Raw genomic sequence first — 12,048 nt, 5'->3', positions numbered from 1 at the left:
GACTTCAGCCGCAGTGCCGACGTAGCTTTGGCGCACCGCATTCAAGGGCAGTCTTGGAGCGTATCGCTGATAGTTATTGGGAGCATCTTTTCATAACAGCAGCGGCCCGCCGGTACTTCCGGCGGGCCGCTGCTGTTTGAGCTATAAGGCTGCGGCTGATCAGACAGCCCTGGTGTTGACGCCATCCAGGCGCTGCCAGTTTTCAAGGTGCTCAGCAATGTGCCGGCAGATGGCGGCGTGTTCTTCCTTGCCTTGCCCCTGAATGTGTACGGGCCTGGCAAAGTTGTACCGCACGGGCATTCCCGGTTTTACTGGGCCAAGTTCCTTGATTTTCCGGCCCTGCCCCCAGGCATCTGTTTTAAGGGCCAGAGGTATCAAAGGCACTCCTGCTTTGCGGGCAAGCTTTATGCCGATAGTGTTGAAGTGCCGCTGGTCGAAATTGAGCGCTCGTGTGCTTTGCGGGAAAACAATGATGGAAATGCCTTTGTTCAGGCGCTCCAGGCCACCCTCAAGCACTGCAGTAAGGTCTTCACGCGGGTTGGAACGCCCAAGCACAATCGGGTCGCGTGAGCGCATGACCGGGCCGAAAAGAGGCATGGTGGTCAGGCTTTTTTTAACCACAAAGGTGACGGGCCTGCGCGGGCGTATCATGCCGGGCAGCATGAATGTTTCCAGAGTGCTCATGTGGTTGGCTACAAAAAGGCAAGGGCCGTCCACCTCTTCAATGGCGTTCATGCCTTGCACTTCAATGGGACAACCGATGCGCTCCATAAGGTCTGAAACCCATACGCTGGCGTGTACCCATGCGCTGTCGTCACACTTGCCTTTGGCAGCCTTGGCGCACAGCCATCGCAAAGGGCCGCCGAAAAGGCGGCTGTAAAAGCTCAGCGAGGGCATCAGACGGGTAAAAAATCCTATGCGGGTTCCCTGGCTTGCATAGGTATCGCCAGTGAGAAATTTTTTTGCAAACTCGCCTTCGATAAAAGGATGCATACCTTAATCTTCCGTCTTTTTGATTTTGTGCAGCCTGCGCCACCATTGCGTGAGACGGGGTTCTTCGCCGTTGTCGCGCGGTTGGTAAAAACGCCGCCCTTCCAGTTCTTGCGGCAGATAGGTCTGCTGAATCCAGGAATCCGGATAGTTGTGGGGATATTTGTATTCTTTGCCGTAACCCCATTCCTTGTGCATTTGCGTGGAAGGATTACGCAGATGAAGGGGAACCGGATGCGGCCCGTTGAGCTTGATTTCACGCTGCGCGTTAAGATACGCGGCATACGTTGCATTGCTTTTGCGCGCCAGCGCCAGGTAGGTCACTGTTTCCGCAAGCGGGATGAAGCCTTCTGGCATGCCGACAAATTCAATGGCCTGCTGGCATGCCACTGCCAGTTGCAAGGCATTGGGATCGGCCAGGCCCACATCTTCAGAAGCAGAGAGAATAAGACGGCGGCAGATGAAGCGGGGATCTTCACCGCCTTCGAGAAGACAGGCCAGATAGTAGAGGGCCGCGTCCACATCACTTCCCCGGATGGACTTGATAAGGGCTGAGGCAAGTTCGTAATGGTTGTCGCCGTCTTTGTCGTGGCGCACCAGCACTTCGGGCAGGGCGGCCTTTATGTGCTCAATCTCGCGTAAGTCAGCGGGCAGGGCGGCCACATACTCCACAAGATTCAGCAGGGTGCGCGCGTCTCCGTGGGCCACTCCTGCCAGAAGTTCGGCCAGTTCATCGGGCATTTCCACCTGTAGATCCGCCGCGCCGCGGCGCGCCAGTTCAACAAGTTCGGTACGTCCCAGCGGGCGCAGGCGAAGCACATGCAGGCGTGAAAGGAGCTGCCGCGTCACACTGAAGGAAGGGTTTTCCGTCGTTGTGGCCAGCAGGGTCAGGTCGCCCGATTCCACCAGGGGCAGAAAAAAATCCTGTTGGGCTTTGGAAAAGCGGTGCAGTTCGTCCAGAACAAGAATTTCAACCCCTGAAAGTGACCGTCGCAGGTGCTGCAAGCCGGCTTCGGGCGCGCTCAGGCGCAGAAAGGGTTTTCCTGTGGACTTGGCCAGCAGAAGGGCCAGCGTGGATTTTCCACAGCCAGGGGGGCCAAAAAACAACGGGCTCGGCAGGCGCTTGGCCTGCATGAGGGAACGAAGGCGGCTGCCGAGATGCGTCTGCCCAAGAAAAAGGGCCAGGTCATCCGGGCGCATGCGCTCAGGCAGGGGCTTGCTTACACTCATGCCCCAGGCTCCGTTTGTAGGCAGGTCTTTTCGGGCAATTGCGAAGCCCACCAGTGCAGCCCCAGGCACAGGGTGGCCGCGGTCTCGCAACGCAGCACACGGGCTCCCAGGCTTACAGCAATAAAGCCGGATCGCTCAAGCACATCCAGTTCACGTGATGAAAAACCGCCTTCAGGCCCGATAACATACACGCTCAGGCCCGGTCGCCCTGCCAACGCAGGGGTAAGCATGGGTACATTATCCTGAGCTTCCCACGGCAATATCCGGTGATCGGCCCCGGCGGCAAGATCCGTCAATTCGTCAACGCCATTGGCGAGACCGCGTATTTCGGGCAGCCAGGGGTTGCCGCACTGCTTGGCCCCGGCCACAAGCTGACCATGGCACGCTTCTTCGGCAGCGGCTGAAAGTTTGCCCTGGCTGTGGTCGCCCTGCCAAAGCCATATGCCGTGCGCACCCAGCTCTACGGCCTTTTCCATAAAAAATCCCCGTCGCACAGCCTTGCTGAACGCAAGGGCTACGATAGCCCGGGCTTCTGGCGGCGGTAAACGCTCTTCGCTGATGCATTCAAGCTGAACGTTTTTTTTACCTGCCTTGCGTACAATAAAGCGCCCCTTGCGGCCCCGGCCATCCAGCAGCCCCACCTCACTTCCGGGGCCAAGGCGCAAAACCTGGCTCAGGTGGCGGGCTTCCTGGTCTTCAAGACAAACTTCCTTTGCCCATTTTTCAGGAGCAAGGTAAAAAAAGGCTAAACTCATGCTAAAATATTTTCCTTGCCCGTTCTCGCCTTGCGCACGGCCTTGAAGCCATCCAAAAGGGAGACGAGGCGTCCGTAGTTCTTGCGAATTTCCAGTCCGGCCGGGGTAAGGCTGTCTTCTGGCGGTTCCAGATACTGACGCTGAAGGTAGCGGTCTCGCAAAATTTTTTCAACGCAGTCAATAACAGCGTCAACCAGCGCCGGAAAGAAGTTGACAATCTCGAATTTCAGTTCGTTGAGCAGGGCCACTGCTTCCCTCATCATCTGCCGATACGTGAGGTGCACTCCTTTGCAGGAGCGAGCGCACAGGTCTTCAAGAATACGCACACGTCTGGCTTGCTGAATATAGCTGAAGCGCGTGCATACGTCTTGGTAAAGTTCACGCAGCCCGTCAAACACTTCGTCGTTGTCAGGTGAATAAAGATAGTTGCACAACACCTTGCTGACATTTGCAAAAAATTCATCACTGTAGCTGATCATGCGGCGTTGATGCTTGGTGAGCCAGCTGTACAGGAACTTAAGGCGCTTTTCGTGGGTATCGGTGTTTTCCACCACCTCGGTGCGTCTGAAGATGATCCGTCCGGTAAACTCGCCCCGCACAATGTCATTGAGGCGCAAAAACATATTCGAAGTGTCTTTGATAAGGTTCAGCCCCTTGAGCGGTTCGCCGGTAAGGGGGTGCAACACTTCCTGGGCTACCACCGAAAGGGCGCGGTCCTGGCGCACGTTGCTGGAATCAAAGCTGTGTTGGCGGTATCGTACCCGCAGGATGACCACACGCCGGGGCTTGTCGAGAAAAAAACCGTCACGGTCAATAATTTCAAGCGCCTCGTCGTGATCGGCATCCACCGCGACCAGAGCCACTTTTTCCAACAGGGGATAACGCATGTTCTCCCCAGTGGCGGTATACGTTGTGATGGTCCGGTCTGTCTGGCCAAGAACGCGCAAAAGAAAATGTTCGCCCATCTTGTGGAGCTTACGAGAAAACAGCGCGCTGGACGTGCGCCGCTCAGACACAATGGGGAAGCCGTAAAGCTCCATGAGGTATTGATAGACAAACATGCGGTTTCGCTCATAAATGTCACTATCGCCATAGACAAACTTGCCTATGCGTATACCGAAGCGCTTGAGCTCGCTATCAATGTCGGAAGGAAAAGAGGCAAAAATTCCGGCGAGATGAAACTGGTTGTCAGCATCCCAGGCCAAAACCTGTGCCCTGTCCATATTGAGCAGGTAGGACATGAGTGCCGGATAGTTTTCAAGCAGCACCGTGTCAGTAGAGCGAAACTGGTGGCGGAACACCTCCTGATGCATGCGCGGCAGGCGGGAGGCAAGGGTTTGCAGGTTCTGCCCCATTACCTGGTTTTCCAGCGGGCAGCTGGCCCCTTCACCCTCTGTTATGACAGGGTGGAGTTTGTCGAATTGGAATATTTCAGAGAAATAGTCGAGCTGGCGGGCAAAGGCCACCATGGCAAAGCCGGGCAGGTCTTTGTATTCAAACATGTCATTGTCAAAAGAGGGCAGAAGTTCGCGCCCTTCGACAACAGGGTAGTTTTTATTTTCCTGATAGGGCTTTACCAGGCAAAACCGTATGTGCACGGCATCAAGAAAATGCTTGAGTGACGCAAGGTCGCTTATGGCCACCGGAGCGGACAGGCAGGTTGCGTCCTTCCAGGGGTGACCATTTTTGCTGAAGACCTCTTGCCATTTTATCATCCGCGTATCCTGATCCCTGATTTTTTAATTTTTTATACTTATTTTAAAAATAATTCCAGTAGTCACTACAGGTAAATAAGCATTTTTCACCATGCGGGGGCATTTACCCCTGTTTCAGAATGACAAAAATCGGCTGCTTTTCCCCGAAAACCGTTTGGCCTCTGCCTTGAAACGGCGCAAAAGCAGTTGCCGGGGGCGGTACGCTTTGCTACAAGAAATGTGCTTCTCAGATATTCACGCGGCCAGCCCGCTTCACCATAAAACCCGCATCATCATGACTGAAAACACATTGGAAAAGCATATACTCAGTATCGTTTGCAGCGTTTTTGACGCGTATTCCGTTGTATTGTTCCTGCCCGACGAAGAGGGCGAATTACATCATCTGGCAGCTTCGTTCAGCCTGGGCGACAAGGTCGGCGGCAATTCTACCGTGCTGCCCGGCAAGGGGCTTGTTGGCTGGATTGTACGCAATCGCCAGCCCCTGCTCGTTCCCAATTTTGATCAGCGACAGAGCAACCTTGGTTATTATTCCGGCGGAGAAGAAGCCAGTATCAAGGCTTTCATGGGCTGCCCCGTGCCTACCGGCGGCGCGCTGTGCGTTGACAGCAAGCGGCAATATTCTTTTTCTGACAAAGATCACAAGATACTTCAGATGTTCGCCGAACTTGTGGCCCGCCAGCAGGGCAGCAGGGGGCGTCAGGAGCTTGCCGGGGACATCCCGCGTTATTTTGTGGAACTTGGGGTTATTCAGGATCTGCGCTTCCGTTACAAGCGCTGGCCGCAATTTTTGCAAAACTATCTGCGCATTATGGTTGAAGCCACCGGTTTTGACTACTGCGCTTTTGCCTCTGTTGATACGCCGGGCGAAACATACTGCGTTGAGGCCGAGTCTGTGCGCCTGCTGCTTGAAGGGCCGGAACCGCTGATTCTGCCCATGGGCAGCGGCATCACGGGCTGGGTTTTCCGTAATGACCAGCCTGTCATGGCCGAAGGCGTGGAAGGCGCGCCCTCGGCTGTGCTTTTTGGCAAACTGCCTGACATGCCGGATTTTCAGGCTGCCATCTGTATGCCGGTAATGGTCAACAAGAGCACGCGCGGCGTTTTGTGCCTGGCCCATACGCAACCGCGGCAGATTGATGAATCCATGCGCAGTTTTGTGCGTCAGGCTGTTGATCATCTGGCCCTGTTTCTTGAAAATCTGTACCTCAAGGTCCGCCTTCGCGGCATGCTGCCCAAGGCCAGAGTGCATAACGACGGACCCCAGGCATATGACCCGGACAGTGCGCCCATGCCACCAGAAAAAGAATACTAGTCATGTTTTTGCGGCGTCTTTTCCGCTTTTTGTCCAAAGACATCGCTATGGACCTGGGTACGGCCAATACTTTGCTTTACACCAGGGCGCATGGCATTGTTGTTAATGAACCCTCAGTAGTGGCTCTTGATGCAAATACGGGCAAAGTCCTGGCTGTGGGCGCTGCCGCCAAGGAATATATCGGCCGCACTCCACGGAGCATTCGCGCGGTACGGCCCATGAAAGACGGCGTTATCGCGGATTTTGACGTCACCCGGGCCATGATTTCCTATTTTGTACAAAAGGCCATCAGCGGCCTGCGCATGGTCAGGCCATCCATGGTCATCTGCATCCCCACCGGCATCACCCAGGTAGAAAAAAGGGCTGTCATTGATTCCGCCATGTTGGCAGGGGTTGTTGATATCGCCATGATAGAGGAGCCAATGGCCGCTGCCATAGGGGCTGACCTGCCCATTCACGAACCGTTGGGCAACCTGGTGCTGGATATTGGCGGAGGCACAAGCGAAGTGGCTGTCATTACGCTGTCGGGCGTTGCCAACTCCCAATCCGTCCGGGTGGCTGGCGATACAATGAATTTGGCGGTGCAGCGTTTTATGCGTGATGCTTTTCGTATGGAAGTGGGTGACAATACTGCTGAAAATGTTAAAAAAATCATTGGCGCGGCGGTTCCCATGCCCAATGCGCCCATTCTTGAAGTTTCAGGTAAAGACATGGTGCGCGGCTGCCCACGCGTGGTCAAGGTAAGCGAAGCGCATATTCGCGAAGCACTGCGTGAACCTGTGCAGGCCATTCTGGAAGTTGTGCTGCGCGCGCTTGAAAAAACGCCTCCGGAGCTGGCGGCGGATATCTATCGCAACGGCATGCTTATGGCCGGCGGCGGTTCACTGCTGAAGGGGCTTGATCAGTATCTTTCCCGCGAAACCCGTCTCAAGGTTTTTGTGGACAAGGACCCGCTTACCACCGTGCTGCGCGGCACTGCCAGGGCCATGCTTGACCGTGAAACGTACCGCTCCGTTTTTATCAATTAACTGCTCCCAACTCCCTGCGCCAAGGGCGCTACCTGTCGCGAAAAGTGTTTGCGCCGTTTGCGCAGCCTTTCTGTGGCTCACTCTGATACATGCAACAAGTGAAGTTTCAGGCTGATTTGCTGAGAGTACATGCTGCTGACGTATGGAAAATCCCCTGTTTTTCTTGCAGTACCTGCGTGGACGTATACAAAATACTTATATCAGTGCGTTAGGTCGTAAATTTTTTTATAATGTTTGCAATATGTTACATGCAGGCCGGCTGTCCCAAAGGTGCGGGCTAACGGCTGGCAAGCGGCCTTGTCAGGTCCGCGCGAGGATGTGTTGAAAATTTGGGCATGACGGTTGATGCCTTTCGATGATAAACGTGTTCATGTTGCCCGTGGAATATATTTGCCCTGTGACTGTGGCCGTTCAGCGCTGCACAGGCAACGGGTAACCGTAATGCTTTCTCGCCGCCCTTATGGCCGGAACGTCCGGCTGGCGGTCATGCCCTGTCAGTCAATGTCCAAGGATTTACCATGATTGATGTTGATTCCGTTCTCAAGCGCTGTGTAGACATCGTGCTGCAAAGCGGCGAAATCGTGCGTGAACACTGGTTTCAACCCAGTAATGTCCGTCATAAGGGCAGTATTGATCTGGTAACCCAGACAGATCTGGCCGTTGAAAATTTTTTGAAAGAAAAGCTCGCCGAGCTTGTGCCGGGAGCGTGCTTTTTGGCTGAAGAAAGCAGTCAGGAAGATTCCGCCCCCACGGATACCTGCTGGATTATTGACCCTGTGGACGGCACGACAAATCTCGTACACCGTATCCCCCAGGTAGGTACATCTGTGGCATTATGGCATCAGGGACGTGTTGAGCTTGGCGTTGTGAACGTGCCGATGCTGCGTCGTTGTTACTGGACAGCGCGTGGGCATGGCGCGTTTTGTAATGACTCCCGCATTGCAGTCAGCGGGGTGGACAGCCTGGGCGACGCCCTTGTGGGTACGGGCTTTCCCTATGATATTGCCGCGCGCTTGCCTGAGGTTATGGAGCGACTTGCCCTGGTGCTGCCCATTGCCCAGGGAGTGCGACGTATCGGCGCGGCCTCTATCGACCTTGCCTATGTCGCTTGCGGCAAGCTGGACATTTTTTATGAGGCCGGGCTCAAGCCCTGGGACTATGCCGCAGGCATGTTGCTGGTCGAAGAGGCTGGCGGGCGTGTAAGCAACCTTGACGGCGATCCGCTGGAATTTGGCGAACCCTTGCTTGCCAGCAACGGACGTCTGCATGCCCTGGCCGTAGATTTGCTGAGTCCTACCAGCTAAAGAGTTTTGGTATGACACCCTGTGGGTATCTCCCCAGGGCGGGGCGGGCGGAATCAATCTGGAAAAAGATAGCCTCTTTGTATGGCGGCGCGCATGAGAGGGGAAAGCAGGTCTGCAAAGTGCGCTCCCAGCCCCTTGAGTTCATCCCGGTCTACCAGCAGGTGACGGTCCTGGTCGGCAGCGCTGGCGGCAATGACGGTGCGCGGCAACCTGGCCGTAAACAGGCGTAAGAATGTCTCACCGTTTTCAGGGCCAGGGGCTATGAGTCCAAGGGCAGAAATCTGCTTTCCCTCATGCCCCCAGTCATTGAGCAGAATTTCCCTGGCGCGGCATTCACAAGCCATACCGGCAGGCACGCGGCCATGAGACGAAAAGCACCAGCCCTGGCTGGTCCGTGTCAGCAGGGCCTGTCCGTTTTTGTCTCGCACAAGCAAGGCTACCGCGCGATGCGGCAAGCGCTGGCGGATGACAGCCTCGTCAGGCATTATGCATAATGGCCTGTTTTCATTATCCACCACCTCAAGACTGTGGTCAGGATTTTTCAGGCCGCTATAAGGAAGCATTTTCATGAGTGTACCCACGGGGCAAGTGTGGCGCATGTTGCGGCTCGATGCGCGCCACGCGGTGGAAATGGCCGCCATTGAGCGGGAGTGTTTTACTCTGCCCTGGTCTGAAGAGCAATGCCGCGCCGCCTTCGGACAAAAGGCGTTCGCCGCCTTTGGTCTGGGCTGCGAGAATAGCCTTGCAGGCTATATCTCCATCTATCATACCGAAGACGAGCTGGAAATACTCAATCTGGCAGTGCGGCCCCACCTGCGACGGCAGGGGCATGGTTTACGCATTCTGCGTACTGTCTTGCGTCTGGCGCGTAAAATGGATATGCATAAAATTCTGCTTGAAGTACGGGACAATAATACACCAGCCATTAGCCTGTACGAACGTTGTGGCTTCAAACGCGTCGGCCTGCGCCGTAAGTATTATGCCGATACGGGTGGAGACGCCCTTATTTACCAGTGCGAGCTGAATTCCTGTCAGCTTTAACGCCGCAAGGGGTATGTTATGCACAAGATTATTGCTGCAAACTGGAAGATGTACAAAGACCGTACTCAGGCCGCCACAACCGCCGGTGAGCTTGCGGCCGCTTTGCCTGAAATTTTGCCTGCGGGACGCGAAGTGATCGTTTTTCCGCCTTTTACCGCCATTGAGAGCGTAGTGCATGCATTTACCGGTAAAAAAGCACTTGCTGTGGGTGGACAAAATTTTTATCCCGCGCCGGAAGGTGCTTTTACGGGAGAAATTTCTGTTGATATGCTGCGGGATCTCGGGGCGCAGTGGGTGCTTGCCGGACATTCCGAGCGCAGGCATGTTTTTGGCGAAAGTGATGCGTTTGTAGCCCGCAAGGCTGTATTTGCCCTTAGCCATGGCCTCAAGACCATGCTCTGCATAGGGGAAAAACTTGAAGAGCGTGAGCAGGGCAGCCTTTATGCGGTGCTTGAGCGGCAGCTGACTGCTTTTTTTGAAGCCAGACCCGACGGCATGACTGGTGAAACTCTGCCGGGGCGCTTGGCCATCGCCTACGAACCCGTGTGGGCCATAGGCACGGGCAAGGTGGCCGGCCCCGGTGAAGTGCGCGAGGCACACGGCGTTACGCGGGCTTTGCTTGAAAAATTTGTGGGCGATTCCGGCAAGAAACTGCCTATTCTGTATGGCGGCAGCGTAAAGCCGGATAATGCCGGAGCACTTATCGCCCTTGACAATGTGGATGGTCTTTTGGTAGGAGGAGCCTCTTTAGAGGCGCAAAGCTTCTTACAAATTATCGGGGCCTGATGCCCAACTTCTGGCGCGCCATCGGGCAGTGGCCGGACGGCGAGGAGGAATACGTGCAGACTCTTATTCTTACGCTGCATATCATTGTATGCGTGTTGCTTGTTATCCTTGTACTCCTGCAGTCGGGCAAGGAGGGCATGGGTGTCATATTCGGCGGTGGCAATACTTCTGTTTTCGGCAGCGGCGGCGCCGGCGGCATACTTGCCAAGCTGACCACGCTCATGGCCGTGATATTTGTCATCACTTCGCTGAGCTATACCTACGTGAGCAGCTCTCGCCCCAGCAGCGAATCCACAATTCTTAATGTGAAGATTGAGGACCCCGTTGCGCCGAAACCGGCTCCGGCTCCGATGGAGTCCGTGCAGCCTGGCACGGCCGCACCGGCAGAAAGCCAGAGTGCTCCTGCCGAAGTTCCGGCAGCGCCTGCGGGACAATAGACTTTCTCCCTATCAAACTGAAAAGCCGCGGTACGCCGCGGCTTTTTTTACAGGTGATTTCTAGCAGGGGGTGGAATGTGAGCAACTCCGATTCGTTTGGCGAGAACCCTTTTCGTTCTCTTTCTGTCGGGAAGTTTCCGGACAAAGATAAAAAGCGTCAGCCATGCAAAAATTCCGCTCAGGGCAGGTCACGCCGCATCAGCCACGCCAGCCTGTCCAAAGAGCCGTCCGCAGCGGCCTGTGATAACCTGGATACCGAAGACTGCGAACTTTTTTTGAATGCTGTTGGTCTGGTTTGCCCTACGGGAAAGGGTAGTGGAAAAAGAAAGACAAAAGATGCAGAGAATTCCGGCACATTTTTATTTGAAGAACACTGCGCTTTGCCAGGTCAAAAGGCCACAAGCAAAGGCAGAAAAAAAGATTCGGACATGCGTGCTGCTGTACGGAAAAGGCCTTTTGAGTTGGAAAAAAATTCGTTGCAAGGCAGTGGGCTGGAGAGAACAAGCATGAAGAAAGGTGCTGGCAAACCCAGCCAAACGTGCAAAACTCCGGGGATTTGCGCGGATTCAGCGGCAGAAAGCGGCAATTCCAGCCGGAGCGAAGATGAAGACGCCATTTTTGTGCAGGCCATGGGGCAAGTACAACCCCTTCAAGGCCGTGGCCGCGACATTGCCCCTGCGCCTGAGACAGGAACTCCGCCGCCGCAAGGCCAACTCAGCTTGCAGGATTTTATGGAAGGTAAACTGGAGTTTGCCTTGTCCTTTACGGACGAATACATTGAAGGTCATGTGGTTGGGCTTGACCAGATGATAATGAACAAGTTGCGGGCAGGTTCCCTTAGCCCGGAAGGTCATCTTGACCTGCACGGCCTTAACGCTGTGCAGGCATTTGAAGCCTTGCGCGGTTTTTTGCGGGGCAGCTGGTACAAGGGATTGCGTGCCGTGTTGGTTGTTCCCGGGCGTGGGCGCAATTCGCCTGACGGCATCGGCATTCTACGCGAAAAATTGCAGATTTGGCTGACCCAGGAGCCACTCAAAAGGGTCGTACTGGCATTCTGCACGGCGCAGCCGCATGATGGCGGCCCTGGCAGTGTTTATGTACTACTGCGGAAATATCGCAAAAAAGGACATATTTACTGGGAGCGGCTGCCGGCGGATTCTGATCTGTACTAGGGCAGATAGCTCTTGGAGACGTCTTTTTTTGGGGGGCTGCCAGCGGCGCATATCCTGTTCAGCAGCCTGTCGTAATAGGGATCATCCTGTTCGATGCACATATGACGTTGATAGCGCATGCGGGTGCGTACAACCATAAACTGCAGTTTTTGCATCTGCCGTACACGTTCCTGCTCATCTTCACATTGATCCAGCAGATCAACCAGCCGATTCAACTCTTTGCGCTCCGCCAGCTCCGGCGGTAGATAACCGGCATTACTCAAAATTTTGTATGCCAT

Annotated in this window: 14 protein-coding genes; 8 read left to right on the top strand and 6 right to left on the bottom strand. The window is 54.9% G+C overall.

Annotation, left to right across the window (positions count from 1 at the left end; genetic code table 11):
• Positions 1 to 159: 159 nt before the first annotated feature.
• The 4 genes from QZ377_RS09455 to QZ377_RS09440 are packed head-to-tail and all read right to left on the bottom strand — an operon-like array spanning position 160 to position 4,690.
• Positions 160 to 993 (bottom strand): lysophospholipid acyltransferase family protein, encoded by an 834-nt coding sequence (locus QZ377_RS09455; RefSeq protein WP_291440910.1) that lies wholly within the window; start codon positions 991 to 993, stop codon positions 160 to 162.
• A 3-nt stretch (positions 994 to 996) separates the two neighbouring features.
• A complete protein-coding gene (locus QZ377_RS09450) occupies positions 997 to 2,220 on the bottom strand; it encodes a replication-associated recombination protein A (protein ID WP_291440909.1) in 1,224 nt (407 codons plus the stop codon).
• Positions 2,217 to 2,975: a 16S rRNA (uracil(1498)-N(3))-methyltransferase gene (locus QZ377_RS09445; RefSeq protein WP_291440908.1), complete on the bottom strand. Its 759-nt coding sequence runs from the start codon at positions 2,973 to 2,975 to the stop codon at positions 2,217 to 2,219. Before QZ377_RS09445 ends, QZ377_RS09450 begins: the two co-directional genes overlap by 4 nt.
• Positions 2,972 to 4,690 (bottom strand): hypothetical protein, encoded by a 1,719-nt coding sequence (locus QZ377_RS09440; protein ID WP_291440907.1) that lies wholly within the window; start codon positions 4,688 to 4,690, stop codon positions 2,972 to 2,974. The genes QZ377_RS09445 and QZ377_RS09440 overlap by 4 nt, the downstream gene beginning before the upstream one ends.
• Before the next feature lie 274 nt (positions 4,691 to 4,964).
• Here QZ377_RS09440 and QZ377_RS09435 point away from each other — a divergent pair, with 274 nt between their 5' ends.
• The 3 genes from QZ377_RS09435 (at position 4,965) to QZ377_RS09425 (ending at position 8,334) form a co-directional block, all read left to right on the top strand.
• Complete coding sequence (locus tag QZ377_RS09435; protein ID WP_291440906.1) at positions 4,965 to 6,002, top strand: GAF domain-containing protein; 1,038 nt, start codon at positions 4,965 to 4,967, stop codon at positions 6,000 to 6,002.
• Between the two features lie 2 nt (positions 6,003 to 6,004).
• A complete protein-coding gene (locus QZ377_RS09430; RefSeq protein ID WP_291440905.1) occupies positions 6,005 to 7,030 on the top strand; it encodes a rod shape-determining protein in 1,026 nt (341 codons plus the stop codon).
• Positions 7,031 to 7,548: 518 nt separating this feature from the next.
• Complete coding sequence (locus tag QZ377_RS09425; RefSeq protein ID WP_291440904.1) at positions 7,549 to 8,334, top strand: inositol monophosphatase family protein; 786 nt, start codon at positions 7,549 to 7,551, stop codon at positions 8,332 to 8,334.
• A 53-nt stretch (positions 8,335 to 8,387) separates the two neighbouring features.
• Here QZ377_RS09425 and QZ377_RS09420 read toward each other — a convergent pair whose 3' ends face one another.
• A complete protein-coding gene (locus QZ377_RS09420) occupies positions 8,388 to 8,903 on the bottom strand; it encodes an NUDIX hydrolase (RefSeq protein ID WP_291440903.1) in 516 nt (171 codons plus the stop codon).
• On the opposite strand from QZ377_RS09420, the gene rimI reads away from it, so the two are divergent.
• From rimI to QZ377_RS09395, 5 genes are all read left to right on the top strand, one after another.
• Entirely contained in the window at positions 8,902 to 9,375 is a 474-nt protein-coding gene (gene rimI / locus QZ377_RS09415; RefSeq protein WP_291440902.1) for a ribosomal protein S18-alanine N-acetyltransferase, read from the top strand. The two genes, QZ377_RS09420 and rimI, sit on opposite strands and share 2 nt — an antisense overlap.
• Positions 9,376 to 9,393: 18 nt before the next feature.
• Positions 9,394 to 10,161 carry a triose-phosphate isomerase gene (tpiA, locus tag QZ377_RS09410; RefSeq protein WP_291440901.1) on the top strand — a complete coding sequence of 256 codons (768 nt, stop codon included), beginning with the start codon at positions 9,394 to 9,396 and terminating at the stop codon, positions 10,159 to 10,161.
• A 53-nt stretch (positions 10,162 to 10,214) separates the two neighbouring features.
• Positions 10,215 to 10,598, top strand: a complete 384-nt coding sequence (gene secG, locus QZ377_RS09405; RefSeq protein ID WP_291440911.1) for a preprotein translocase subunit SecG — start codon at positions 10,215 to 10,217, stop codon at positions 10,596 to 10,598.
• Positions 10,599 to 10,913: 315 nt separating this feature from the next.
• Positions 10,914 to 11,108, top strand: coding sequence for a hypothetical protein (locus tag QZ377_RS09400; RefSeq protein ID WP_291440900.1), 195 nt, complete (start codon positions 10,914 to 10,916; stop codon positions 11,106 to 11,108).
• Positions 11,105 to 11,770, top strand: coding sequence for a Smr/MutS family protein (locus tag QZ377_RS09395; RefSeq protein WP_291440899.1), 666 nt, complete (start codon positions 11,105 to 11,107; stop codon positions 11,768 to 11,770). Before QZ377_RS09400 ends, QZ377_RS09395 begins: the two co-directional genes overlap by 4 nt.
• On the opposite strand, the gene QZ377_RS09390 is transcribed toward QZ377_RS09395, so the two are convergent.
• Positions 11,767 to 12,048 carry a DnaJ family domain-containing protein gene (locus QZ377_RS09390; RefSeq protein WP_291440898.1) on the bottom strand — a complete coding sequence of 94 codons (282 nt, stop codon included), beginning with the start codon at positions 12,046 to 12,048 and terminating at the stop codon, positions 11,767 to 11,769. The two genes, QZ377_RS09395 and QZ377_RS09390, sit on opposite strands and share 4 nt — an antisense overlap.

Source organism: Desulfovibrio sp. (assembly GCF_019424165.1).
GTDB lineage: Bacteria > Desulfobacterota > Desulfovibrionia > Desulfovibrionales > Desulfovibrionaceae > Desulfovibrio.
This window is presented reverse-complemented; position numbering and strand designations above follow the sequence as displayed.